At 67.5% G+C, this 23,584-nt stretch carries 14 protein-coding genes; 6 read left to right on the forward strand and 8 right to left on the reverse strand.

The features are described from left to right. Positions 1-211 precede the first annotated feature (211 nt). Both lysX and AB0H61_RS33180 read left to right on the forward strand, forming a co-directional pair. Positions 212-3,496: a bifunctional lysylphosphatidylglycerol synthetase/lysine--tRNA ligase LysX gene (gene lysX / locus AB0H61_RS33175; RefSeq protein WP_357311777.1), complete on the forward strand. Its 3,285-nt coding sequence runs from the start codon at positions 212-214 to the stop codon at positions 3,494-3,496. Between the two features lie 63 nt (positions 3,497-3,559). After that, positions 3,560-4,015, forward strand: a complete 456-nt coding sequence (locus AB0H61_RS33180) for a hypothetical protein (RefSeq protein WP_357311703.1) — start codon at positions 3,560-3,562, stop codon at positions 4,013-4,015. A 79-nt stretch (positions 4,016-4,094) separates the two neighbouring features. On the opposite strand, the gene AB0H61_RS33185 is transcribed toward AB0H61_RS33180, so the two are convergent. Continuing rightward, positions 4,095-5,606 carry an MFS transporter gene (locus AB0H61_RS33185; RefSeq protein WP_357311704.1) on the reverse strand — a complete coding sequence of 504 codons (1,512 nt, stop codon included), beginning with the start codon at positions 5,604-5,606 and terminating at the stop codon, positions 4,095-4,097. Between the two features lie 124 nt (positions 5,607-5,730). On the opposite strand from AB0H61_RS33185, the gene AB0H61_RS33190 reads away from it, so the two are divergent. Then, on the forward strand, positions 5,731-6,447 hold the full coding sequence (locus tag AB0H61_RS33190) for a helix-turn-helix domain-containing protein (protein ID WP_357311705.1): 717 nt from the start codon (positions 5,731-5,733) through the stop codon (positions 6,445-6,447). Positions 6,448-6,478: 31 nt separating this feature from the next. On the opposite strand, the gene AB0H61_RS33195 is transcribed toward AB0H61_RS33190, so the two are convergent. After that, positions 6,479-7,057, reverse strand: a complete 579-nt coding sequence (locus AB0H61_RS33195; RefSeq protein WP_357311706.1) for a Uma2 family endonuclease — start codon at positions 7,055-7,057, stop codon at positions 6,479-6,481. Positions 7,058-7,210: 153 nt separating this feature from the next. On the opposite strand from AB0H61_RS33195, the gene AB0H61_RS33200 reads away from it, so the two are divergent. Together AB0H61_RS33200 and AB0H61_RS33205 are read left to right on the forward strand one after the other, a co-directional pair. Beyond that, a complete protein-coding gene (locus AB0H61_RS33200) occupies positions 7,211-7,834 on the forward strand; it encodes a histidine phosphatase family protein (RefSeq protein WP_357311707.1) in 624 nt (207 codons plus the stop codon). A gap of 118 nt (positions 7,835-7,952) precedes the next feature. Next, positions 7,953-8,288 carry a hypothetical protein gene (locus tag AB0H61_RS33205; RefSeq protein ID WP_357311708.1) on the forward strand — a complete coding sequence of 112 codons (336 nt, stop codon included), beginning with the start codon at positions 7,953-7,955 and terminating at the stop codon, positions 8,286-8,288. Between the two features lie 64 nt (positions 8,289-8,352). Here the strand turns inward: AB0H61_RS33205 and AB0H61_RS33210 are convergent, their stop codons facing one another. The 4 genes from AB0H61_RS33210 to AB0H61_RS33225 form a co-directional block, all read right to left on the reverse strand. Next, the gene (locus AB0H61_RS33210; protein ID WP_357311709.1) at positions 8,353-9,249 is read right to left on the reverse strand and encodes a cutinase family protein; all 897 of its coding nucleotides are present in this window, start codon (positions 9,247-9,249) and stop codon (positions 8,353-8,355) included. Between the two features lie 492 nt (positions 9,250-9,741). Then, positions 9,742-11,211 (reverse strand): glutamate synthase subunit beta, encoded by a 1,470-nt coding sequence (locus AB0H61_RS33215; RefSeq protein WP_357311710.1) that lies wholly within the window; start codon positions 11,209-11,211, stop codon positions 9,742-9,744. 59 nt (positions 11,212-11,270) lie between these two features. Further along, positions 11,271-15,923, reverse strand: coding sequence for a glutamate synthase large subunit (gene gltB / locus AB0H61_RS33220; RefSeq protein WP_357311711.1), 4,653 nt, complete (start codon positions 15,921-15,923; stop codon positions 11,271-11,273). An 873-nt stretch (positions 15,924-16,796) separates the two neighbouring features. Then, the gene (locus tag AB0H61_RS33225; protein WP_357311712.1) at positions 16,797-17,390 is read right to left on the reverse strand and encodes a chorismate mutase; all 594 of its coding nucleotides are present in this window, start codon (positions 17,388-17,390) and stop codon (positions 16,797-16,799) included. Between the two features lie 191 nt (positions 17,391-17,581). Here AB0H61_RS33225 and AB0H61_RS33230 point away from each other — a divergent pair, with 191 nt between their 5' ends. Beyond that, entirely contained in the window at positions 17,582-19,345 is a 1,764-nt protein-coding gene (locus AB0H61_RS33230; protein WP_357311713.1) for a DUF4407 domain-containing protein, read from the forward strand. A 161-nt stretch (positions 19,346-19,506) separates the two neighbouring features. Here the strand turns inward: AB0H61_RS33230 and AB0H61_RS33235 are convergent, their stop codons facing one another. Continuing rightward, positions 19,507-21,084 carry a hypothetical protein gene (locus AB0H61_RS33235; RefSeq protein ID WP_357311714.1) on the reverse strand — a complete coding sequence of 526 codons (1,578 nt, stop codon included), beginning with the start codon at positions 21,082-21,084 and terminating at the stop codon, positions 19,507-19,509. Positions 21,085-21,106: 22 nt separating this feature from the next. Then, positions 21,107-23,236, reverse strand: a complete 2,130-nt coding sequence (locus AB0H61_RS33240; protein WP_357311715.1) for a hypothetical protein — start codon at positions 23,234-23,236, stop codon at positions 21,107-21,109. Positions 23,237-23,584 lie beyond the last annotated feature (348 nt).

The raw sequence follows: 23,584 nt of genomic DNA on the forward strand, positions 1-23,584 counted from the left end.
TGCCGAGCGGCCGAAGCGCACGCGACGAAGTCGCAAGTCTCGGCCGCTCGGCAGCGAGACATCAAGGGCCGCGAACACGCCGCGCCCGCGCGGCCAACAACACAGCCAACAACACCGAACACGCAGCGACGCAGTCGCTGCAATCAAACACGGCACCGTACAGACTGGTCCGGTGACTCCCACGCAAGCCGGTCATCGTACGGACACCGAGATTCAGCCGGATAGACCCGCCCCGCCGGTCCCGCATCGCGGGCACGGCAGGCTGTCCGAGGTCCCGCACATCACCGCGACGATTCTGGGTGTCTTCGCGGTGCTCTGCTTCCTGTGGAGCCTCTCGCCCGCCCTGCGATACCTCACCCAGGTGCCGCGGCGGTATATCGACGACTACTACTTCGACGCGCCCGACACCAACCTGATGTGGGCGCTCATCGTCGGCCTGCTCGCCGGGGCTCTCGCCAGCCGCAAACGGATCGCCTGGTGGCTGTTGGTCGGTTATCTCGGGCTCTTCGCCGTGGCGAATTCGCTGGAGTTCGCGGATGAGGGCAATATCAACGCGCTGGTCGCCATGTTCGTGCATCTGGCCGCGATCGGGGTGCTGATCGCGGCGTGGCGTGAGTTCTACACGCGGGTGCGGCGCGGGGCGGGCTGGAAGGCGCTGGGGGTGCTCGTCGGCGGCCTGGCGGTGGGCTGCCTGATCGGCTGGGCTCTGGTCGAACTGTTCCCCGGCACGCTGCCGGGCGGCTGGCAGCGCCCCGGGTGGGCGGTCTACCGGGTGACGGCCGTCGTGCTGGTGGACAACGAACATTTCGACGGCCATCCGCGCCCGATCGTCAACTTCCTGCTCGGCCTTTTCGGCGCCATCGCCCTGCTGGCCGCGGTGATCGTGCTGCTGCGTTCCCAGCGCGCGGAGAATGCGATGACCGGCACCGACGAATCGGCGATCCGCGGTCTGCTCGATCGCTCCGACGTGGAGGATTCGCTCGGCTACTTCGCGACCCGGCGCGATAAGGCGGTGGTCTTCGCCCCGAGCGGCAAGGCCGCGATCACCTACCGGGTCGAGTTCGGCGTCTGCCTCGCCAGCGGCGACCCGGTCGGCGTCCGCGAGGCCTGGCCGCAGGCGATCGATGCCTGGCTGCGACTAGCCGACCGATTCGGCTGGGCGCCGGCGGTAATGGGCGCCAGCGAACTCGGCGCCCAGGCCTTCCGGCGGGCGGGACTGTCCGCGCTGCGCCTCGGCGACGAGGCGATCCTCGACACCCGCACCTTCTCACTGGCCGGGCCCGAGATGAAACAGGTGCGCCAGGCCGCGAACCGGTTGCGCAAGAACGGCATGACGGTGCGCATCCGGCGCCACCGCGATATTCCCGCCGAGGAGTTCCGGCAGATCATCGCCCGGGCGGACGCGTGGCGCGACACCGAGACCGAGCGCGGCTTCTCGATGGCGCTCGGCAGGCTGGGCGACCCACTGGACGGCGACTGCCTGCTGGTCGAGGCGGTCAACGGACGCGACCGGGTGCTCGGCATGCTCTCGCTGGTGCCGTGGGGTCGGACCGGTGTGTCGCTGGAATTGATGCGCCGCGATCCGCAGGGCCCCAACGGCGTGATGGAGCTGATGATCTCCCAGCTCGCGCTCACCTCGGAACACCATGCGGTCACCAAGGTTTCGCTGAATTTCGCGGTATTCCGCTCGGTGTTCGAGGAGGGCGGGCGGATCGGCGCCGGTCCGGTGCTGCGACTGTGGCGCGGTGTGCTGCTGTTCTTTTCGCGCTGGTGGCAGCTGGAGGCGCTGTACCGGTCCAATGTGAAGTACCAGCCGCACTGGGTGCCACGCTTCTTCCTGTTCGAGGAGCGCAGGCAGCTGCCCCGGGTCGCGATGGCCAGCGGACTCGCCGAGGGCTTCCTACCGCGCTTCGGCAAGGAACCCGAAACCGCGATACATACCGGCCTGCACAGCGCGGTGCCCGCCGGCCTCACCGGCCTGCACGCCGATGGCACCCCGCCCGATCTACCGGAAGGCGAACTGGCCGAGCTGCTTCCGCGCCGCCCCGAGCAGGTGCGGGTGCGCATGGACAAACTGGACCGGATGACCACCGCAGGTGTGGACGCCTATCCGGTCGCCTATCCGCCGACCCATACCGTGGCCGCCGCGCGGCGCTCGCCACGCGGCACCACGGTCCGGGTCTGCGGCAGGTTGCTACGCATCCGCGACTACGGCGGGGTGATCTTCGCGGTGGTCAGGGACTGGACCGACGATATCCAGCTGGTTATCGACCGGGACCGGGTCGGCGCCGAACGCAGCGCCGAATTCGGCGAGTACTTCGACCTCGGCGATCTGATCGAGGTGAGCGGCCAGATCGGGCTCAGCCGCCGTGGCGAGCTGTCGCTACTGGCCGCGGACTGGCGGATGAACGGCAAATGCCTGCACCCGCTGCCGGACAAGTGGAAGGGCTTGGCGGACCCCGAGGCCAAGGTGCGCCAGCGCTACATCGATATGGCGATCAACCCAGAGGCCCGCGAGGTGCTGGCCAAGCGCAGCGCGGTCGTGCGTTCGCTGCGGGATTCGCTGAACTCCTGGGGATACCTCGAGGTGGAGACCCCGATCCTGCAGCAGGTGCACGGCGGCGCGAACGCCACCCCGTTCATCACTCACATCAACGCCTACGATCTGGACCTATATCTGCGCATCGCGCCCGAGCTGTACCTCAAGCGGCTGTGCGTCGGCGGCATGGAGAAGGTTTTCGAGATGGGCCGGACCTTCCGCAACGAGGGCGTGGACTTCAGCCACAATCCGGAATTCACCATCCTCGAGGCCTATGAGGCGCACAGCGACTACGAGCGGATGATGCATACCTGCCGCCATCTGATCCAGAACGCGGCGCTGGCCGCGAACGGTGCGATGGTCGCGTTGCGTCCCGATGGGGACGGCACCTTCGAACGGGTCGACATCTCCGGTGAGTGGGCGGTGAAGACGGTGCACGGCGCCGTCTCCGAGGCGATCGGCGACGAGATCACCCCGGAGACCGCAGTGGAGGAGCTGCGCGAGCTCTGCGATAAGGCCGGGGTGCCGTATCAGCACGGCTGGGATGCCGGGATGGTGGTACTGGAGATGTACGAGCATCTGGTGGAATCGCGGACCGAGGAGCCGACCTTCTACATCAACTTCCCGACCTCGGTCTCTCCGCTGACCCGCGCGCACCGCAGCATCCCGGGGGTGACCGAACGCTGGGATCTGGTCGCGTGGGGCGTCGAACTCGGCACCGCCTACAGCGAACTCACCGATCCGATCGAACAGCGGCGCAGGCTCACCGAGCAGTCCATGCTGGCGGCCAACGGTGATCCGGAGGCGATGGAACTGGATGAGGACTTCCTGCAAGCACTCGAACACGCCATGCCGCCGACCGGCGGGCTCGGAATGGGCGTCGACCGCATCGTCATGCTGATCACCGGGCGCAGCATCCGCGAAACGCTGCCCTTCCCACTTGTGAAGCCGCGCTGAGGATCTCAGAATGAAAGATTGCATCACGGACCGGTTAACACGCGCGCGGCCGACCCGATAATCTTGATAGCTCGGCTCCGGGAGGAGGCCGATACCTTCGAAATGGGGATGGATATGTACCTCGACCTGCTCACCAACGTGAGTCTGCTGGATCATTCGGTGTGGGCCAGTCCAGACGTCTGGGCGTCCTCGGACACCTGGAATTCGGCGTTGGAGCTCGCCGCGAAGAAAAAGAAGAAGAGCAGCAAGGGCGGCTTGATCTTTGCGGGAATCTGCTGCCTGCTCATCGTCGTGCTTATCGTCGTCGGCGTCGTCTACTTCACCAAGCGCAAGAAGGACAACCAGCAGCCGCCGAACGGCCAACCGCCCTACGGCCAGCCGCCTTACGGCCAGCCGGGTCAGCCGCCCTATGGCCAGCCGGGCCAGCCGCCCTACGGCCAGCCGGGCCAGCCGCCCTACGGCCAGCCGGGCCAGCCGCCCTACGGCCAGCCGGGCCAGCCGCCCTACGGCCAACCCTGAGCCACGGCAAACGGCCCGGATCACAGTGTGATCCGGGCCGTTTCCCTGTGTGTACCGGTTCCGGCGCTACCGACCGAACTCAGATGCCGGTGCGCTCCGACGCGACCTCCGCCTCGAGCAGCAGCTCATCGGCGTCCACCTCGTCGGCGTCGTGCCCGTGCGGTTGCGCGGGCACCGACTTCAGCACCGTCGCCGCGACCACCAGCGCGGCCACCACCAGTGCGGCGCCGACCCAGAAGGCCAGCTGGAATCCGCTGGTCAACGCCTCGTTCGCGGCCTTGCCCGCGGCGAGCAGATGCTCGGTCCGGCTCGCGGCCAGGGTGGCCAGGACGGCGAGCCCGAGCGCGCCACCGACCTGCATGGTGGTGTTGGCCAGACCCGAGGCCAGCCCCGCCTCCTGCGGCTCCACCCCGGACATCGCCAGGTTCATCAGGGCCGGGAAGGCCAGTCCGGCACCCGTGCCGAAGAACACCATCGGTCCGAAGATGTGGATCCAGTAGGTGCCGTCCACCGGCGCCTGGGTCAGCCAGAGCAGGGCCGCCAGAATCAGTGACAGGCCGGGGATCAACACCGTGCGCGCCCCGAACTTCATCACCAGATGCTCGGAGAACTGCACCGACAGCACACCCATGATCGCGGCGACCGGGAAGAAGGCCAGTCCGAGCGCCATCGCTCCGTAGCCGAGCACCTGCTTCAGGTACAGCGAGCCCATGAAGAACATGCCGAACATGCCCGCCACGGTCAGTACCTGAACCACATTGGCGCCGGACAGATTTCGCGAACCGAAGATGCGCAGCGGCATCAGCGGCGAGGCCGCCGTCGCCTCACGCAGCACGAAGGCGGCGAGCAGCAGCAGCGAGACCGCGCCGAGGCCGAGGGTGACCGGATCGGTCCAGCCGTACTCGGCCGCGGGCTTCACGATGGTGTAGACCCCGAGCATCAGCGCCGCGGTGATCAGCACCGCGCCCGGCACATCCGCGCCCTCCTTCAGGCCGATACCCCGATCGTTGTCGAGTACCTTCAGCGCGGCCACCCCGACGATCAGGCCGATCGGCAGGTTGACCAGGAAGATCAACCGCCAGTCCAGCGCGGTGAGGACGCCGCCGAGCAGCAGGCCGATGGCACCACCCGCGGACGCGACGAACGCGTAGCGGCCGATCGCTTTGGCCTGGTCCTTCGGATCCGGGAACATCGCGAAGATCATGCCGAGGATCACCGCGGAGGTCATCGCACCACCGATGCCCTGCAGGAAGCGGGCCGCGATGAGGGTCACCGAATTGATTGCGGCGCCGCACAATACCGACGCCACGGTGAAGACGACGAGCCCGGACAGGAACATGGTCCTGCGGCCGATCAGGTCACCGAGGCGGCCGACCAGCATGAGCAGGCCGCCGAAGGAGATCAGGTATCCGTTCACCACCCAGGCCAGGCCGGACGCGGTGAAGTCCAAGTCCAGCTGGATATCCGTGAGCGCGACATTCACGATCGTGGCGTCGAGCACGATCATCAGCATGCCGCCACAGAGCACGTAGAGCGCGACCCATGGATTACCGGTCCCCGCCTGTTTCAGTCTTTGTCCTGCTTCGACCACCACCCGCACCTTTCACCGACAAGTCATCCCACCATCAGGTGTTACCGGGGCACGCTATCAAGGTTTAGTCCTAAAAAAACAACCATCTAATTCAGTTGCACAATCCACTGATATGCTGTAGTTCATGACAGTGGCACCGGAGCACCGCACCAAACGCAGCTATCAGGACGCGTGCGGAGCGGCCAGAGCACTGGATCTGGTGGGCGAACGCTGGACCCTGCTGGTGGTCCGAGATCTACTGCTCGGCCCGAAGCGATTCACCGATCTGCGCGCCGGACTGCCCGCCATCAGCCCCAATGTGCTCTCGCAGCGGCTGGACGAACTCGAGCGGGCGGGTATCGTGCGCCGCCGCAAACTGCCGCCGCCGGTCAGCACCGCCGTCTACGACCTCACCGACTGGGGCCGAGAACTCGAAACGGTGATCCTGGCCCTCAACCGCTGGGGCGCCAAGGCTCCCCGCGGCCCCTACCGCTGCGCCGACCTGACCACCGACTCCCTGGTCGTCTCCCTGCGCAGCTTCTTCAACCCGGCCGCGGCCACCGGGGTGCACGCCGACTACGACCTGTATCTCACCGAATCCAGCTCCGGCGCAGACGAATTCCACGCCGTGGTGGCGGACGGAACCTTCACCATCACCCGCGGCACCACCGGCACCGCCGCGACCACCCTGCACACCAGCGTCCCCGCCCTGGTCGCCGTCACCTTCGACGGCCACCCCCTGGCCGAGGTCGCCGCCGCGGGCGATCTGACGATCTCCGGCGACATAACCGCCGCCGAAAATTTCGCCAACTACTTCGACCTGCCGCCCGAGTGCGCGTCGGGAGCCACACCACGGCTCTGACGGTCGCCGGGCCGCCGAATCCGTCGGCGGCCTACAGCCGATCGATGTCGGTGAGATCGATATCGATCGTGAAGGGAACGCTCAATCCCAGCCGATCGTGATGGATTCCGGTGAGCGCGTACACCTTTGTGGCCGGATCGAGCTCATAGACGTAGATCACGGGGCGACCGTCGACATTCTCGACCCGCCAGAAGTGCGCGATACCCGCGTTGGCGTAGAGCTGGGGCTTGCGTTCCCGGTCCCGAGTGCGTGATTCGGTGGAGACCACCTCAACTGCCAACACCACGTCATCGGCGGCGAACGATGTCCGCTCGGGATCACTTGATCCACTAGCACGCAGCACAAGCACATCAGGCTCCGGTCGTTGATTTCGACCGAGCGTCACCGTCATCTCCCGCCGCACCCGCATCGTGGCGGGTGCACAGCGACGGAGCGCGTTCTCCAGCAGGGAAATAACCAGCATATGGAACTCCGCCTGCGGGCTCACGAAGACAAGACTCCCGTCGATCAACTCGGTGTGCGGGGGAAGGTCGGGCAGGCGGTCCAGATCCTCGGCGACGAAACCACCCGGCGGTGGGCGCAGCCACTGCGGAAAAGGTTCGACGGTCATAGCGTCGAGTATGTCACCACAGTCGCCAGTACTGGAATCAATAGTTTTGATTCAAAGCAACGTGCCCGCTGCAGCGTGAGGCCGGGGCGTAATCGGGCGGGCTTGCCGATACCTGCCGCAACGCCACGTCGCGGATGGGGCAGAGTGGGCGGGGTGCAGTTGATTCTCGTTCGCCATGCTCAGCCCCTTCGGATCGTGAATGGGGATGGTCCCGCTGATCCCGAGCTGTCCGGGATCGGGCGGGAGCAGGCCGAGCGAGTGCCCGCCGCGTTGAGTCAGCATCGGATCGCGCGGGTGCTGAGCAGTCCGCAGCGGCGGGCGCGGGAAACGGCCGCGCCGACCGCGGCCAAGCTGGGGCTACCGGTCGAGATCGTCGACGACCTCGCCGAATACGATCGCGATCTGCCCGCCTATATTCCGATCGAGGACGCCAAGGTGGAATTCCAGGCGGTCTACGAGCGGATCAAGGCCGGGTACCTGCCCGAGCAGATCGACGGACCCGCCTTCGTCACGCGCGTACGCGACGCCGTCACCGAGATCGCCGCGACGACCGATCCTGCCGATACGGTGGTCGCGTTCGCGCACGGCGGCGTGATCAATGTGCTGTTGCAGGAGGTGCTCGGACTGGCGCGCCCGCTGACCTTCCCGATCGACTACTGCTCGGTCACCCGAATCCTGTTCTCCCGCACCGGGCGGCGCACCGCGGCTACCGTCAACGAGAACGGGCATGTCTGGGATCTGCTGCCGCGCAATATCGCCGCGGAATCCGGGAAGTAGACCGGACACCCCCAGCGGATTACCAGCCGGATCGCACCGGCATCCCAGCGACGGAACCTTCGATGGAACCGGTGAGCCGCCGCATCAGCGACTCACCCTCCGAGAGAAAGGAACTCCGTTGCTCTCCAAGACATCGACACCCTTCCGGCGCCGGATCGCCCGGGTCGCCGTGGCGGGCGCACTGGTCACCGTCCCGCTGAGTGCCCTCGCGGTCACGGCGTCCGCGCAGGCCCCCGAGCCGAGCGCCGACGTCCAGGTGACAACCACCGACGCGTCCGGCGCCGAGATCGCCGACCGCCCGCACCGCGATGGTCCCGGCGGATTCCCGGGCGGGCACGGACCCGACGGGCCGCGAGTCGAATTCCGCGGCCCCGGCGGACATCCGGGTCCGGACGGGCCGCGGCTGTTCCTCGAGCACGTCCGGCCACCGAGCGGTTCCGCGGGCAGCAGCTAGTCCGGATACGACGCGGGCCCACCTCCACTACCGGGAGGTGGGCCCGCGTCGGTATGCGCTGGGATCAGGCCATGCCCGCAATCCAGTTGTGCATCCAGGTGATGGCGGTCTGCCCGCCGCCGACCGAGTAGCTGCCGTACACGGTGTGCGCCTGCGAACGGTAGAACTGCTCCAGATCCTTGGCCCGCTGCTGATTCGCCGATTCGGTGAGCTGCGATTGCAGGATCGGCACGCCGCCGGCCGACATCAGGTCGTTGATGATGGCGCCGGCCTCGATCTGGTAGCGCCAGATATTGGCGGGGTTGGCTTCCGAACTCTGCGCGAGGAATCCGGCGAAACGGGTCACGAAATCATCGGTGGCCGTGGCGCAGTAGAGATCGTCGACCGCGCAGATGGTGCGGGTCCGATCGCTGAGCCAGCCGAATCCGCCGACCCGCGGTCCACCGGCGCCCGCGCCCGCGGCGGTCGGGCCGACCTGCACATCGGTGGGCGAACGACGCGGATCGGAGATCAGGCCGACGCCCGCCACGCGATCCGGGCTGATCGCACCCACACCGGTGCCGATCTCGGCGGCCAGGTCACCCGCGGCATCCGCGCCCTGGCTGTAGCCGACGAGCGCGACTTTGGTTGCACCGCAACGCTGGAGCATCGAGGTCGCCAGCCCGCGCGCCTTATCGGTGGCTTCCTTCTTCGACGCGCCGTACACATCGCCTTCCCACGGGAACGCGGTGGCGGCATAGGTCACGTAATCGACGTCCACGGAAGACGGTAGGCCGCGTGTGACACCGGACAGCATGCCGGGCTGCGGCTTCTTGTCGTGGCCGGTCTCCCAGGTTCCGGGGATCGCCACCACATAGAGGCTCGGGCAGCCGTCCGCCGCCGCGGAGCCGCCGCCGAATACCAGGCCGGACGCAATCGCCGCGGACGCACCCAGGGCCGCGACAACCTTCTTCAACCGCATACTGCTCCAGTTCAAACTTTGCCCCGCGGGGCAATCCCCGACAAGTTGCCGCTGACCATGCTGAACTCGGCGGATGTCGTTCCAGTGCACAACGGGTTAACTGAACTACCCGCCGATATGACGTGCACAACCGGACTACATCCCGAATCCCGCAGCTCGCCGTTGATCACAATAGAGCCATGACTGCCTGTGCGCCATTCGAACTCGCCGCATCCGTCCGATTTCCGTCGGTCCTCTCGAATCGGAGCTTCCGCGCAGCGAGCGGCCTTGCCCGAGATCAACTTCCGAAGGCCCGGGTACGCGTTCCCGGCGGCCGATGCGCCCATGCGAATGACCGTGATCGGGGCGCGTCCGGATCACGCGCACATCTCCACCAACGGCCCACGGCGGACAACCGCGCCCCGGTAGTCCGCAATGACGGTTTGCCCAACTATTGCGACATAACAAAGGCGCCCGCGGACACAATGTCCACGGGCGCCTTCGAGTTTCGGATCAGCGCTGAGCGACCATCGTGGGGGTGATGGGCGCGGGGAGCGCGGTCTCACCCTCCAGGAAGTTGTCGACGGCGGCCGCGGCGGCACGACCCTCGGCGATGGCCCAGACGATCAGCGACTGACCGCGGCCCATATCGCCCGCGACGAATACACCGGGGACGTTGGTCGCCCAGTTCTTGTCACGCTGGACATTGCCGCGCTGGTCGTAGCCGACGCCGAGATCCTCCAGCAGACCCGGCTTTTCGGGACCGACGAAACCCATGGCCAGCAGCACCAGATCGGCCTCGAGGGTGAACTCGGTGCCCTCGACCTTCTCGAAGCGGCCGTTGACCATCTTGACCTCGTGCGCCTCCAGGCCGGTGACCTTGCCGTCCGCGCCGACGAAACGCTCGGTGTTCACGGAGAACACCCGCTCGCCGCCCTCCTCGTGCGCCGAGGACACCCGGTACATGAGCGGGTAGGTCGGCCACGGGGTGGAAGAGGCACGCTCCTCCGGCGGACGCGGCATGATCTCGAACTGGTGGATGCTCTCGGCGCCCTGCCGGTGCGAGGTGCCCAGGCAGTCGGCGCCGGTGTCGCCGCCACCGATGATGACGACCTTCTTGCCCTTGGCGTGGATCGGCGGCAGGCCCTCGGCGTCGGTGACATCGTCGCCCAGCTGCACCCGGTTGGCCCAGGGCAGGAACTCCATCGCCTGGTGGATGCCGTTCAGTTCACGACCCGGGATCGGCAGATCACGGGCGAGGGTGGCGCCACCGGCCAGCACCACCGCGTCGAACTGCTCGCGCAGCTGCTCGGCGGTGATGTCGACACCGACGTTCACACCGGCCTTGAAGATGGTGCCCTCGGCCTCCATCTGCGCCAGTCGGCGATCGATGAAGCGCTTCTCCATCTTGAATTCCGGAATGCCGTAGCGCAGCAGGCCGCCGATGCGGTCGGCGCGCTCGAAGACGGTCACGGTATGACCGGCCCGGGTCAGCTGCTGAGCGGCGGCGAGACCGGCGGGACCGGAACCGACGACGGCGATCTTCTTGCCGGTCAGGCGGGTCGGGTAGACCGGGGTCACCCAGCCCTCGTCGAAGGCGTTCTCGATGAGCTCGACCTCGACCTGCTTGATGGTCACCGGATCCTGGTTGATCCCGAGCACGCAGGACGCCTCACACGGCGCCGGGCACAGCCGCCCGGTGAACTCCGGGAAGTTGTTGGTCGCGTGCAGCCGGTCGATGCCGTCGCGCCACTGACCCTTGTAGACCAGATCGTTCCACTCGGGGATGAGGTTGCCCAGCGGACAGCCGTTGTGGCAGAACGGGATACCGCAGTCCATGCAGCGGCTGGCCTGACGCTGGAGGGTCTTGTGTTCGAAACCCTCCTCGTAGACCTCTTTCCAGTCCATGAGCCGCAGCGGGACCGGACGGCGCGTCGGCAGTTCCCGCGATGTGTGCTTCAGAAATCCTTGCGGGTCAGCCACGAGCGGCCTCCGTACTCTCGCCTCTCAACATCGGACACAGGTTTCGAACGCGTCTCACGTTATCCACGAGCCGCCTCCATGATCGCCTCGTCCACGTCCTTGCCACTCTTCTCAGCCTCGGAGATAGCGAGCAAGACCTTCTTGTATTCGCGTGGCATAACCTTCACGAAATGGTTCACCTGCTGCGACCAGTCACTCAGGATGCGTTCGGCGACAGCCGAACCCGTCTGGTCGCGATGCTGGGTGATGATGTGGTGCAGCCAGGTGAAATCGTCACCGGCCAGCGCCTCGATCGCGTCGTTCTGCTCCGGGTTGACCAGGTCGGCGAAGGTGCCGTTCGGGTTGTAGACGAATGCCAGACCACCGGACATGCCGGCGCCGAAGTTACGTCCGGTCTCACCCAGGATGACGACGCGGCCACCGGTCATGTACTCGCAGCCGTGGTCGCCCACGCCTTCGACCACCGCGGTCGCGCCCGAGTTGCGCACGGCGAATCGCTCGCCGACCACGCCGTTGATGAACGCCTGACCGCTGGTGGCGCCGAACAGGATCACGTTGCCCGCGATGATGTTCTGTTCCGCCACGAAGTCGGCCGGTGCGTTCAGCGACGGGCGGACCACCAGGTGGCCACCCGAAAGGCCCTTGCCGACGTAGTCGTTCGCGTCACCGTGGACCCGCAGCGTGATGCCGGCGGGTACGAAGGCGCCGAAGCTGTTGCCCGCGGAGCCGGTGAAGGTGATGTCGATGGTGTCGTCGGGCAGGCCCGCGCCACCGTAGAGCTTGGTCACCTCGTGGCCCAGCATGGTGCCGACGGTGCGGTTGACGTTCGTGATCTTGGTTTCGAACTTCACCGCCTGGCCACGCTCGAGCGCATCGGTGCTCTGCGCGATCAGCTGCTGGTCCAGCGCCTTGTCCAGGCCGTGGTCCTGGGCCTTGGTGCAGCGACGGTCCTGGTACATGAACGCCGTCTCGACGTCGTCCAGGATCGGCGACAGGTCCAGCTTGCTGGCCTTCCAGTGCTGCTTGGCCTTGGTGGTGTCGAGCATGTCGACCCGGCCGATGGCCTCGTCCAGCGTGCGGAAGCCCAGCTGCGCCAGCAGTTCCCGGACCTCTTCGGCGACGAACAGCATGAAGTTCTCGACGAATTCCGGCTTACCGGTGAAACGTTCGCGCAGCACGGGGTTCTGCGTCGCGACACCGACGGGGCAGGTGTCGAGGTGGCAGACCCGCATCATAATGCAGCCGGAGACCACCAGCGGCGCGGTCGCGAAGCCGTATTCCTCGGCGCCGAGCAGCGCGGCGATCATCACGTCGCGGCCGGTCTTCATCTGACCGTCGACCTGCACGACGATGCGGTCGCGAAGTCCGTTGAGCAGCAACGTCTGCTGAGTCTCGGCCAGGCCGAGCTCCCAGGGACCGCCCGCATGCTTCAGCGAGGTCAGCGGCGAGGCGCCGGTGCCACCGTCGTGACCCGAGATCAGCACCACGTCCGCGTGCGCCTTGGAGACACCCGCGGCGACGGTGCCGACGCCGGGCTCCGCGACAAGTTTCACGTGAATCCGAGCCTGCGGGTTCGCGTTCTTCAGATCGTGGATCAGCTGCGCGAGATCCTCGATCGAGTAGATGTCGTGGTGCGGCGGCGGCGAGATCAGGCCGACGCCCGGCGTCGAGTGCCGGACCTCGGCGACCCACGGGTACACCTTGTGCGCGGGCAGCTGACCACCCTCACCGGGCTTGGCGCCCTGCGCCATCTTGATCTGGATATCGGAGCAGTTGGTCAGGTAGTGGGCGGTGACACCGAAACGACCCGAAGCGACCTGCTTGATCGCCGAACGACGCCAGTCACCGTTCTCCTCGACCTCGAAGCGGGCCGGGTGCTCGCCGCCCTCACCGGAGTTCGAGCGACCGCCGAGACGGTTCATCGCGATCGCGAGGGTTTCATGCGCCTCGGCCGAGATGGAGCCGTAGCTCATCGCGCCGGTCGAGAACCGCTTGACGATCTCGCTGGCGGGCTCGACCTCGTCGATCGAGATCGGCGCGCGCTCACCGGTCTTGAACTTGAACAGGCCGCGCAGCGAGGCCAGCCGCTCGGACTGGTCGTCGACCAGCTTGGTGTAGTCCTTGAAGATCGAGTACTGGCCGGTGCGGGTCGCGTGCTGCAGCTTGAATACGGTGTCCGGGTTGAACAGGTGGTACTCACCCTCGCGCCGCCACTGGTACTCGCCGCCGACCTCGAGCTCGCGGTGCGCGCGCTCGTTGCGGTTCTCCAGGAAGGCGACCCGGTGCCGCGCCGCCACGTCGTCGGCGATCTCGTCCAGGCCGATGCCGTCCAGGTGCGAACGCAGACCCGTGAAGTATTCGTCCACCAGCTCCTGGGACAGGCCGATCACCTGGAACAGCTGCGCGCCGGTGTAGGAGGCGATGGTGGAGATGCCCATCTTGGACATCACCTTCAGCACACCCTTGCCCGCGGCCTTGTTGTAGTTCGCGACCGCCTTGCGGTAGTCGGCGGCCAGATCGCCGGTGCTGCCCGGCATTTCCAGCGCGCCGCGCTCGAGCATGTCCTCGATGGTCTCGAAGGCCATGTACGGGTTGATCGCGGCCGCGCCGAAGCCGACCAGCATGGCCATGTGGTGCACCTCGCGGGCGTCACCGGCCTCCACGACCAGGCCGACCATGGTGCGGGTGCGCTCGCGCACCAGGTGGTGGTGCACCGAGGAGGTCAGCAGCAGCGACGGAATCGGCGCCAGCTTCTCGTTGGACTCGCGGTCGGACAGCACGATGACCCGCGCGCCGCCGTCGATCGCGGCCGAGATCTGGATGTTGATGGCCTCGAGCGCCTTGCGCAGGCCCTTGCCACCCTTCTTCACCGGGTACAGACCGCGCACGACCACCGAACGCAGCTCCGGATGCGAGCCGTCGTCGTTGATGTGCACGAGCTTGGCCAGCTCGTCGTTGTCCAGGATCGGCTGCGGAATGGTGATCTGCTTGCAGGACTCCGGGCTCGGGTGCAGCAGATCGGCTTCCGGGCCGATGGCCCGGCGCAGGCTGGTGACCACTTCTTCGCGGATCGCGTCCAGCGGCGGGTTGGTGACCTGCGCGAAGAGCTGGGAGAAGTAGTCGAAGAGCAGCCGGGGTCGCGCGGAAAGCACCGCGATCGGGGTGTCGGTACCCATCGAGCCGAGCGCCTCGAGGCCGGCCTTCGCCATCGGCGAGATCAGCAGGCTCAGCTCTTCGTTGGTGTATCCGAAGATCTGCTGACGGATCAGCACGCGGTCGTGCGACATGTGCACATGCGGGCGGTCGGGCAGGTCGGCCAGCTTGGTCACGCCCGCGTCGAGCCACTCCTGGTACGGGTGCTCGCCGGCCAGCTGCGACTTGAGCTCCTCGTCGCCGACGATGCGGCCCTGCGAGGTGTCGACCAGGAACATGCGGCCGGGCTGCAGCCGGACCTTCTGGACCACCTTGGCCGGATCGATGTCGAGGACACCGACCTCCGACGCCATCACGACCAGGCCGTCATCGGTAACCCAGATGCGGCTGGGGCGCAGGCCGTTGCGATCGAGCACGGCGCCGACGACGGTGCCGTCGGAGAAGCACACCGATGCCGGGCCGTCCCACGGCTCCATCAGCATCGAGTGGTAGCGGTAGAACGCCCGCCGCTGCGGGTCCATGGTCTCGTTGCGTTCCCAGGCCTCGGGAATCATCATCAGCACCGCGTGGGGCAGGCTGCGGCCGCCGAGGTGCAGCAGTTCCAGCACCTCGTCGAAGCGGGCCGTATCGCTCGCCCCCGGGGTACAGACGGGGAAGATCTTGTGCAGCCGGTTGTTGCCCGCCTCGTCGATGCCGAAGACGTCGGAGCGCAGCAGCGCCTCGCGCGCCCGCATCCAGTTCTCGTTACCGGTGACGGTGTTGATCTCACCGTTGTGCGCCACCCGGCGGAACGGATGCGCCAGCGGCCACGACGGGAAGGTGTTGGTGGAGAACCGGGAGTGCACGATGCCGAGGGCGGACTCCACCCGGTCGTCCTGCAGGTCCAGGTAGAACGCGCGCAGCTGCGGGGTGGTGAACATGCCCTTGTAGACGAAGGTCTGGCCGGACAGGCTCGGGAAGTACACCGATTCCTTGCCGACCGCGCCCTCACCAGGGCCCGCCTTGCCGAGCTCGTGCTCGACCCGCTTGCGGATGACGTAGGCGCGACGCTCCAGGTCCATGCCGGAGAGCTGCTCGGCGCCGTTCTTGGGCGAGGCGATGAAGATCTGGCGGAAAGTGGGCATTGCGTCGCGGGCCAGCGCGCCCAGCGACGACTCATCGATCGGCACCTCGCGCCAGCCGAGGACCTCGAGACCCTCTTCCTTGACGATCTTCTCGACGCCATAGGCGGCGCGAGCGGCCTCACGACGGGCCTGCGGCAGGAAGGCGATACCCGACGCGTAGGACCCCTCGGCAGGCAGCTCGAAGTCCACGATGGCGCGGAAGAAGCGGTCCGGAATCTGGAGCAGGATGCCAGCGCCGTCACCGGAATTCGGTTCGGCACCCGCGGCACCGCGGTGCTCCAGGTTCAACAGAGCCGTAATAGCCTTGTCGACGATGTCACGGCTGCGGCGACCGTGCATGTCGACGACGAATGCGACACCGCAGGCGTCGTGTTCGTTCGCCGGGTCGTAGAGCCCGATGGGTCCAGGTGACCTGTGGCCAGGAAGTTGCGTCATGCCTCTGCCTTCAAGAAAGTCGGCCTTCGAAGAAAAAATGGCCTTTCGTTCGAACGCCTCCGTCAAGACTGCGCCCGTACATTCCGGAAACCAGCCGCGCTGATGGTCTCGGTATTGGATTCGCGGTGCTCCCCGGCTCTACGGGGGTTACGCAAGCTACCTCCTCCGAGCCTGATGCTCGCACCGCTGGGTGCAGTCACGTCTCCAGTTGTCCACCCGCTGTCTGTTACGTAGTGGGTGCTCGGAGATAACGGAACGCTTACGTGTTCCTTACCTCCGTGCGGGTGCTCGCCCACTACTCTGGACACCTGCGTGGTGAGCCCGAGCGGGCGATGGTGCCGAGCATTTTTGTGTTCGGCGTAAGAGCAAACGATAAGTCAGGTCCGGGGCCCAACCAACTTAGGTCGTACTAATAACCTGGCCTAGCAGGGCCAATTCTTTCCGTCCTCCACTTGTGCGCGTCGTCCAGTGTAAAGCAGCGAACGCGCCGGAATCGATCCCCTGGCACCCCGTGCCAGCAGCGGCGATGGGTGCGGAGACCGTCTTCGGCAGGTGCGCGGCACGCCGGGAGAACTGGCGCTCACCTGCGTCGAAGAGGATTTCCCAGGGTCCGGCACGGGCAAACCCCTTGGGCCACGGCTAACTTCGGAACTGGACGAGTGAGATATTTCCGACAGGGGTGTGACAAGCACGCGATGTGATCCGACCGTCCGGGTTCTTTTTCATTGTGTGGCCTTCAGCACATATTCAGCAAACGGCGGCGAAGTGTCCTTCGCCACATCATTCGCGTCGCCCCGCGACGCGCCGCCGCGCGATATCGCTTGGGGGGCATCCCGTGCCGCACCCTGGGGATACGGTCGCGACACACACCGGTCAGGGCAGACACAGTGCGGTGACAGCCCGCACCAGCGCCGCCTGGTGCAGCGGATCGGCGTAGCCCGCTGCCAGCAAGCCGAACACACTGGTCGCGAGCCGCTCCATACAGTCCGGCGCGGACAGTTCGTCGCGATGCGCGGCCAACTGGTCGATGATGTCGGCGTTGAGGCGATCGATCCCGGGCCGGACCACGGCCAGCTTCGGCGGACCGCTCGGCGCGCTCGCCGGATCGAAACGCCAGCGCACCACCAGGCCGCGCTGCACCATCTTGCTGGCCTCGATCTGGCCGAAGAACACCTGCCTGACCCACTGCTCCGGAAGTCCGCGCCCGGATCCGAGGCGAGCCATGGCGTCGTAGACCTCGGCCTCGCGCTCCGGGTCGTCGATCATCGGCTCGCGTCCGTCGTTCGCGACCTCGGCCCACTTGGCCGCGGCCACCGCGTCCGCCGAGCCGAGACGGTCGGCCACCAGTCGCACCAGCCGATCCAGCGGACCCCGGCCACCGAATTCGACGGCGGGCGCCGCGCGCACGCTATCGGGTGAGCACACGACCAACGCCACCGCCAGCACCGCCAGGACCAGAACGCGCATTCCCCGCCCTTCTGACTCGATAACGAATCACCATGTCAGAGTAGGCGTTTGCGCACCGAGGTGTGAGCCTGGCCACATCCACCCGCCCGCACTCGGTGTGTCGGGGCTCGGCCTGTCACGCTGTGACAACGAATCCGTGACAGTTTCGCCACGCACGCCACCTGACTGGGACGTAGAGGATGTGAGATCCCATGACCGTCACCGGCATTTTCACCTGGCTCGGCGGGGGTCAGACCGACGAAGTCAGCTACGACCATGAGCGGGCGGGTTACGCCGTCACCGGGGCCGTCGTCGCGCTGTTCGCGACGGTGGCCGGTGTGGTCACCGCCCTCGCCCTGGCCGCCGTCGGGGAGTGGCCCGCGGTAGGCATTGCCGCCCTCGCGCTGGTCGTCGGCTTGCTCACCGGCGCGGTGGGTCGCGCCCTCGCCACCGCCAAACCCGGCCGCACGCCGGACCGGCTAGGACTGGGCGCCCGGATCGGCGTGGCCGTCCTGGCCGGTGTGCTGATCGCCGAACTCGCGAGCACCGTGCTCTTCGGCGGCACCATCGACCGGCTGCTCGACGACAAGGCTCAACGTGGTGTCGAATCCGCGCCCGGCGTGGTCGCCGCCCGCACCGAATCGGAGGCCGCCCGCGCCGACCGGACGACGCTGGACCAGGCCATCACCAAGGCCCAGGCCGATATCGACCGGGCGCTGGTCATCGCGCGCTGCGAGTTCAACCCGACCCCCGAATGCCCGCAAACCCGCATTACCGGCGTGCCCGGCCGCGGCCCCGAGGCACAGACCGCCAACGAGATGCTCGCCGACGCGCGCGGTCAGCTCGCCGACGCGCAGGGCCGGGTGGACGCCGCCGACCGGCGGGTCGCCGATGACGACAGGGCCCTCACGGCAGCCCGGTCCGCCGCCTTCGCCGACGCCGACCGCGGCCTCGGCGCGCGCTGGCTGGCCATGAACGACTACACCTCCGGCGCGGCCGGCGCGCTGTTCCTGCGGGCACTCATCATCCTGACGTTCGTGCTGCTCGCGCTGCTGCCGCTGATTCTGCGCTGGTGGCGTGGCGAGACCTCGTTCGACCGTCACGCCGCCTACCGCGCCGTACAGGACCGCGCCGAACGGGACGCCGACACCGCCATCGCGCTCAAGCGGGCCGAGGTGCGCGCGGAGGCGGAGAGCCTGCGGGCCGAACAAGAACTAACCGCCACGCGGCTCGCCGTCGAGGCCGATACCGCCATCGATCGGGAGCGGCAGCGCACCCGCATCATCGCCGCCATCGGCGGGCTGGAGCTCGGGGTCACCGAGCCTCGGCGGCTCGACAATCAACACCGCGCCGAACTGCCCGCGGCCGACCGAAAGGACAGCACCGTGTCCCAGGAGGGGATCGTGACACCGAACCTGCCCGCCACCGTCCGCGCCGACGCGCTCGCACCGGCCACCACCGCGGGCGCGCTCGCACCGTCCGTCGGCGCGCAGACGCCAGCACCCAAGGGCGGCCTGGAACTCCCGATCATCGGCCAGGTGCCGTTCACCGACACCGCCGCGCGCTGGATCCGCCCGCTGGTGCCCTCGTTCGTCGCCAATGCCATCGATACCGCCACCCATCCGCTGCGCACCGCAAGGCAGGCCTTCGAAGAGGTCGAGGAGATCACCTTCACGCTGCGCCGGACCCGCAAGGTCACCGTCGACACGCAGGATTCGCACGGCCCGAGCGTCACCCAGACCCCGGTCGGCTACCAGCTGCCGCCGGGCTCGCCGGAAGCCTGGCACGCCCAGCGGGTCGCCGCGACCGTGGTCGACGCGGACTACGCCGACCCGCGCTACGCCGCACTCCCCCCGGCCGCGGCACCCCGCGATTACAACCTGCCGCCCGGCGCCCACCGCGACGAACTCGCCGCGCGTCACCAGTCCGAGCTACCCGCCCACCGCGGCCCGCGCGAACTCCCGCCCGCCCACTGAGCACATACCGAGGTCGAGGGCGGCTACTTCGACGAGATCGGGGACCGATCGGAACGAATCGCCCTGCGCCGTCGTCGGTATTCGGCACCATGATGTGGAAGCGCGCGGCGAGCGTCACCTAGCTCGCCCCAGCCGGTCGATATCCGGGTCGGAGGTGGGTGTCAGCGGGGTCGTGGTTCGATGGCGGTCCCGTTCACCCAGGCCGACCATCCGTTCGAGCAGACGATATGCGCCCAGTCGCCGGTGCGTTCGAGCAGTTGGAGTTCGATTCCCGCATCGAGCCGGGCAACGGGGGCCCGCTTGGGGTCGGGGGTCGCCCAGGCGAGCATCCCGCTTGCGGGCACCACGTGGGTAGGCCGCCACATCGGCTGCTCACCGCCCCACTGGACGGCACCGGGCACGGGCCGATCCCGTGCGGGCCGGTCAGCCGGGTGGACCTGCCACGGCCGCGACGGCGGCGCCATCGGAGCACCGGTGGGTAGCTCCTCCATCGCTCGTCCATCCACCCAGGCCGACCACCCGTTGGAGCAGACGATATGTGCCCAGCCGCCGCTGTGTCCGAGGATTTGGAGTTCGACCCCCGGATCGAGCCGGGCGACCGCTGGCCCACCGGGCACCGCCCACGCCTGCATTCCCCGGGCCGGCACCACATGTGTCGGCCGCCAGGGTGGTGTCGGGGTGACGGTCTCGGGCTCCGCCCCGATCGAGTCCGCGTCCGACGGACCGGCTGCGCTGATTCCTTGGGGACTCACCGGCCGCGTTTGTACCTCCTCGGGCTCCTCGCCTGTCGCCGCGGCGGCCTGGACAGCGGAGTCGGGTCGGCGGAGGAAATGGTCGAGATAACCGACGACGGTGTCAGCGCTCACGGTTTCCAGGTGAATTCCGCGTTCGATCCATTCGATCGTCATGAGATCACTGACGCCCGACTCCAGGCAGGTGAAACCGAGCCGGTACATGCCGCCGCGACCGTCGTCGTGCGCGTTCACCAGCTCCAGGATCGAGGTGATCGCAGAGAAATGCAGGGCGAGCGGGGCGCATGGACCGGCCGGACGGACGGCCTCGGAGTCCACGTCCACGAACCCCCGCTCGGCCAGTCGCGCAAGGGAATCGGTCATCCCGGTCCCGGCTCGGGAAGCCTCGACATCGCACAGCCGACTGATCGCGTCGACCAGTGAGAATCCCATCGCGGGCGGCTTGTCGAGCGTGGCTCGCAGCTCCTCGAAAGCCACCGGTTGATCGGCCTCGGCCTGGCCGGAGAGGATCCGGCGGCGCTGTATGTCGATGAGTGCGGCGAGGACCAGACCGTCCTCTATCGACACATCCACGACCAGATCCAGTCCGCGCAACGGGCTTCGTCCGACCAGCCCGGTCAGGAATTCGGTCACCCGCTCGGTGGGTGCCGGATCCTCGAGGCGGAATACACCCTGCTCCGCGGTGGCCGACAGTCCGACGGGACCGTGATCGGCCGAAACCCATGCGACATATTCGACAAGAACACCGGCGCCGACGAACCGGACCGTGGTCGTGGCCGTCGCCGCCGCGAGCGCCGCCAAGGTGGGTTGCAGGTTTCTCGTAGTCCCGGTGTCGTCGACGACGCCGAGCTCGGCCAACCGGGCACGCGCGGTATCGGTGATCGTCGAATCGGTACCCAGCCACGGTGAGACGGGACTGCGCGGGACGTCCACCAGCGCGCCCAGTGTGTCGAACGCCGCTGCGTCGAGCTCGAGGTCAACTGTCATGTCGACACTTCCTTTGTTCTGCTCACCCTCGGTTGTTCTGCTCGCCCTCAGTCGAAAGCCAAGATTTGGCAGCGCCGACCAACGTGTTACCGACACCGTTTCCGATCTTGGCAACCGTGGTGGCCGTCCGCTCGCCGCCCGGGAGCTGCCCGAACTCCACGTTCATTGTGTTGTCTGCGATGACGTTCGCCGCTACTACTCCCCCGCTCTTATCTTCCGCAATGCCGCCTGCGATGGCCTCGACCGTCGCGTAACCGGAGTGCACCGCCGTCCCACCCACGGGCGTGAAATTGCCGATGATGTTGACACCGGCATCGGCGAGGACACCGATTGCCGAGCCGATCGAGGCGAGTGCCCCGTATATCTGCCCGTTTCGGGCGTAGGTGTCATGTGTCGCCCGAGTGAGTCCGGCCTGCTCACGCAGTTGCGCAAGGCGGGCAGCTGTGGGGTCCTCGACCACCGGGGCCTTTGGCGTCGGGGGTGGGGTTGATGCGGAGGCCGACGGCGGCGGCGTCGGGGTTGGCGTTGGCGTCGGCCAGTGCGAGATACGGATGGGACTGTCGGGGTCGAAGACTGTCTGGCCGCTGATGACCTTGGTGCCGTAGGTCGAACCGGCAACGTTCGGGGGCAGGTTGTCCGGGATCTTCACATAGGTTCGACCCTCCGGATCGGTGACGGTCTGGGTGCGCATGCCGAAGTTCTGCTGCAGCGTCGAGGCGAGTGTGACGGGGTCGAATCCCTTCTCGGGTGGGGTGAGCCACTGATCGGTCGGCGGGGTGGCGGGATGATGCCAGTCCACCGTGAGGGAGATGGGCTTGTCGGGGTCGATCGTGCCATCGGGGCGCGTAGTGAATTCGCCGCCCCTGATGCCGGGCGGGAAGTCCCCGGTGGGAGCGGGCAGGGGCGCGTTCGGATCGTACGGCTGGTTGGGCGGGTGGGTGGCGGCCCATAGCGTGCGGCGGGCATCGTCGCTGGAGATGACCCGGGTGTCGACCACATTGCCCGCGGGCGTCACCAGAGGAAACACCAACGGTGGGTCCGGCAAGCCTTGGGCGTGCCGCCACTTCATATAGGCGTTGAATTCCACATTGCTGGGCGGATCGGGGTAGCCGGGGTAGTTGGCCCGCCACCGTTGGAAGGCGGGGTCACGCAGGAGTTGCTGGATCCAGTTGTTCATGGCGGCTTGGTCGCTGCCCCGCGGATCCGGGGGTGGTGTCTGCTGTGGGCCCGCGCCTGGGCCGCCGTTGCCCGAGGTACCGGCGATAGCGCCGAGGAAGGTACCGGCGAGCGCGCCCACGGCGGATGCCACGCCGCCTACCCCCGCGTGGGCCAGTACGGCGGGGGTACCAGGACAACTGAACCAGGGTTCGCCCAGATCTCGGCATTCCTGCCATCCGCCGTCCTCGGCGAAGGCAACGACCGGGTTGATCAGCCAGGCCAGAACGGGAATCGCGGTGAGCAGCAGCATGGTGGCCGCCGGGGGCTTGCCGATCCGGCTGACCACCAGGGCGGCTCCGGCCAGCACCAGGACCAGGATCAGTTCGACTATGACACTGGGAATGACGGCCGCGACCAGCAGCGCGGCAGCCGCGCCGAGCAGGCCGACCGCCATCCCGGTGACACCGGTAACCGTGTGGCGACGGGTGGGTGCAAACGTCCCGACCGGTTTCGACCAGACCCGTCCGACGAAATTCGCCAGGATGCTGCCGAGCACGCCGGGCGCCGCGACCAGCAGTCCGATCGCCAGGACCGCGCTCAATGAGGGTGCCAGGACCACCGCGGCAAGCATGCCGACCGCCGCGCCCCACAGCAGATGGACCCGGGCCGCCCGGTCACCGCTGATCAGCGCCGCGAGGGCGCCGGGTAGCCCACGCAGGTCGCCGAAGAAGCGCCGGGTGCCGACCGTGTACCAGTAGCTGCCGATGCCGAAGATCACGACGCCCGCCACACTCCAGAACAGGGCACCCGCGAGGAGGTTGCCATCGCCGGTGGCCGGGGCACCTCCGGGCACCTTCGAATCTCCTCCATAGCGCACGGCGATCAGCCACACATTCCACACATAGCCGAAAGCACCGCCGACCACGGCGCTGATCAGCGCCGCGAACGGATGTGTGCGCAGCCATTCGGGAAACCGCCGCGCGACCTCGCCCACGGTGGGAACGGATGCCTGGGATCCGCCGGCGCGCATCTCAGCCCCCCGACCAATCCGAGGGTGTGGGCACCGACCTCCCGTACGCCCACGCCAACAGCGGGACCACCGGTAGTAGCCCGAGCAGAGCGCACAATCCCCTGGCCCGCCGCCGACTGGACACCGGCGAGGCGGATACGGAACCTTCGGTCTTCGCCCCTGAGGTGCGACCCTCCTGCGGGGATCTCATCGCGATCCGATCTAGCGAGCAACACTGCTGACATCACCACGTTGCTCATTCCAGTATCGCTCGCGACGCTCGGAACCACACCATGGCGCTCCGGCCCCGAGCCGAGCGGGCCCACGCTCGGC

It is taken from the genome of Nocardia sp. NPDC050710 (assembly GCF_040654375.1).
Lineage (GTDB): Bacteria > Actinomycetota > Actinomycetes > Mycobacteriales > Mycobacteriaceae > Nocardia.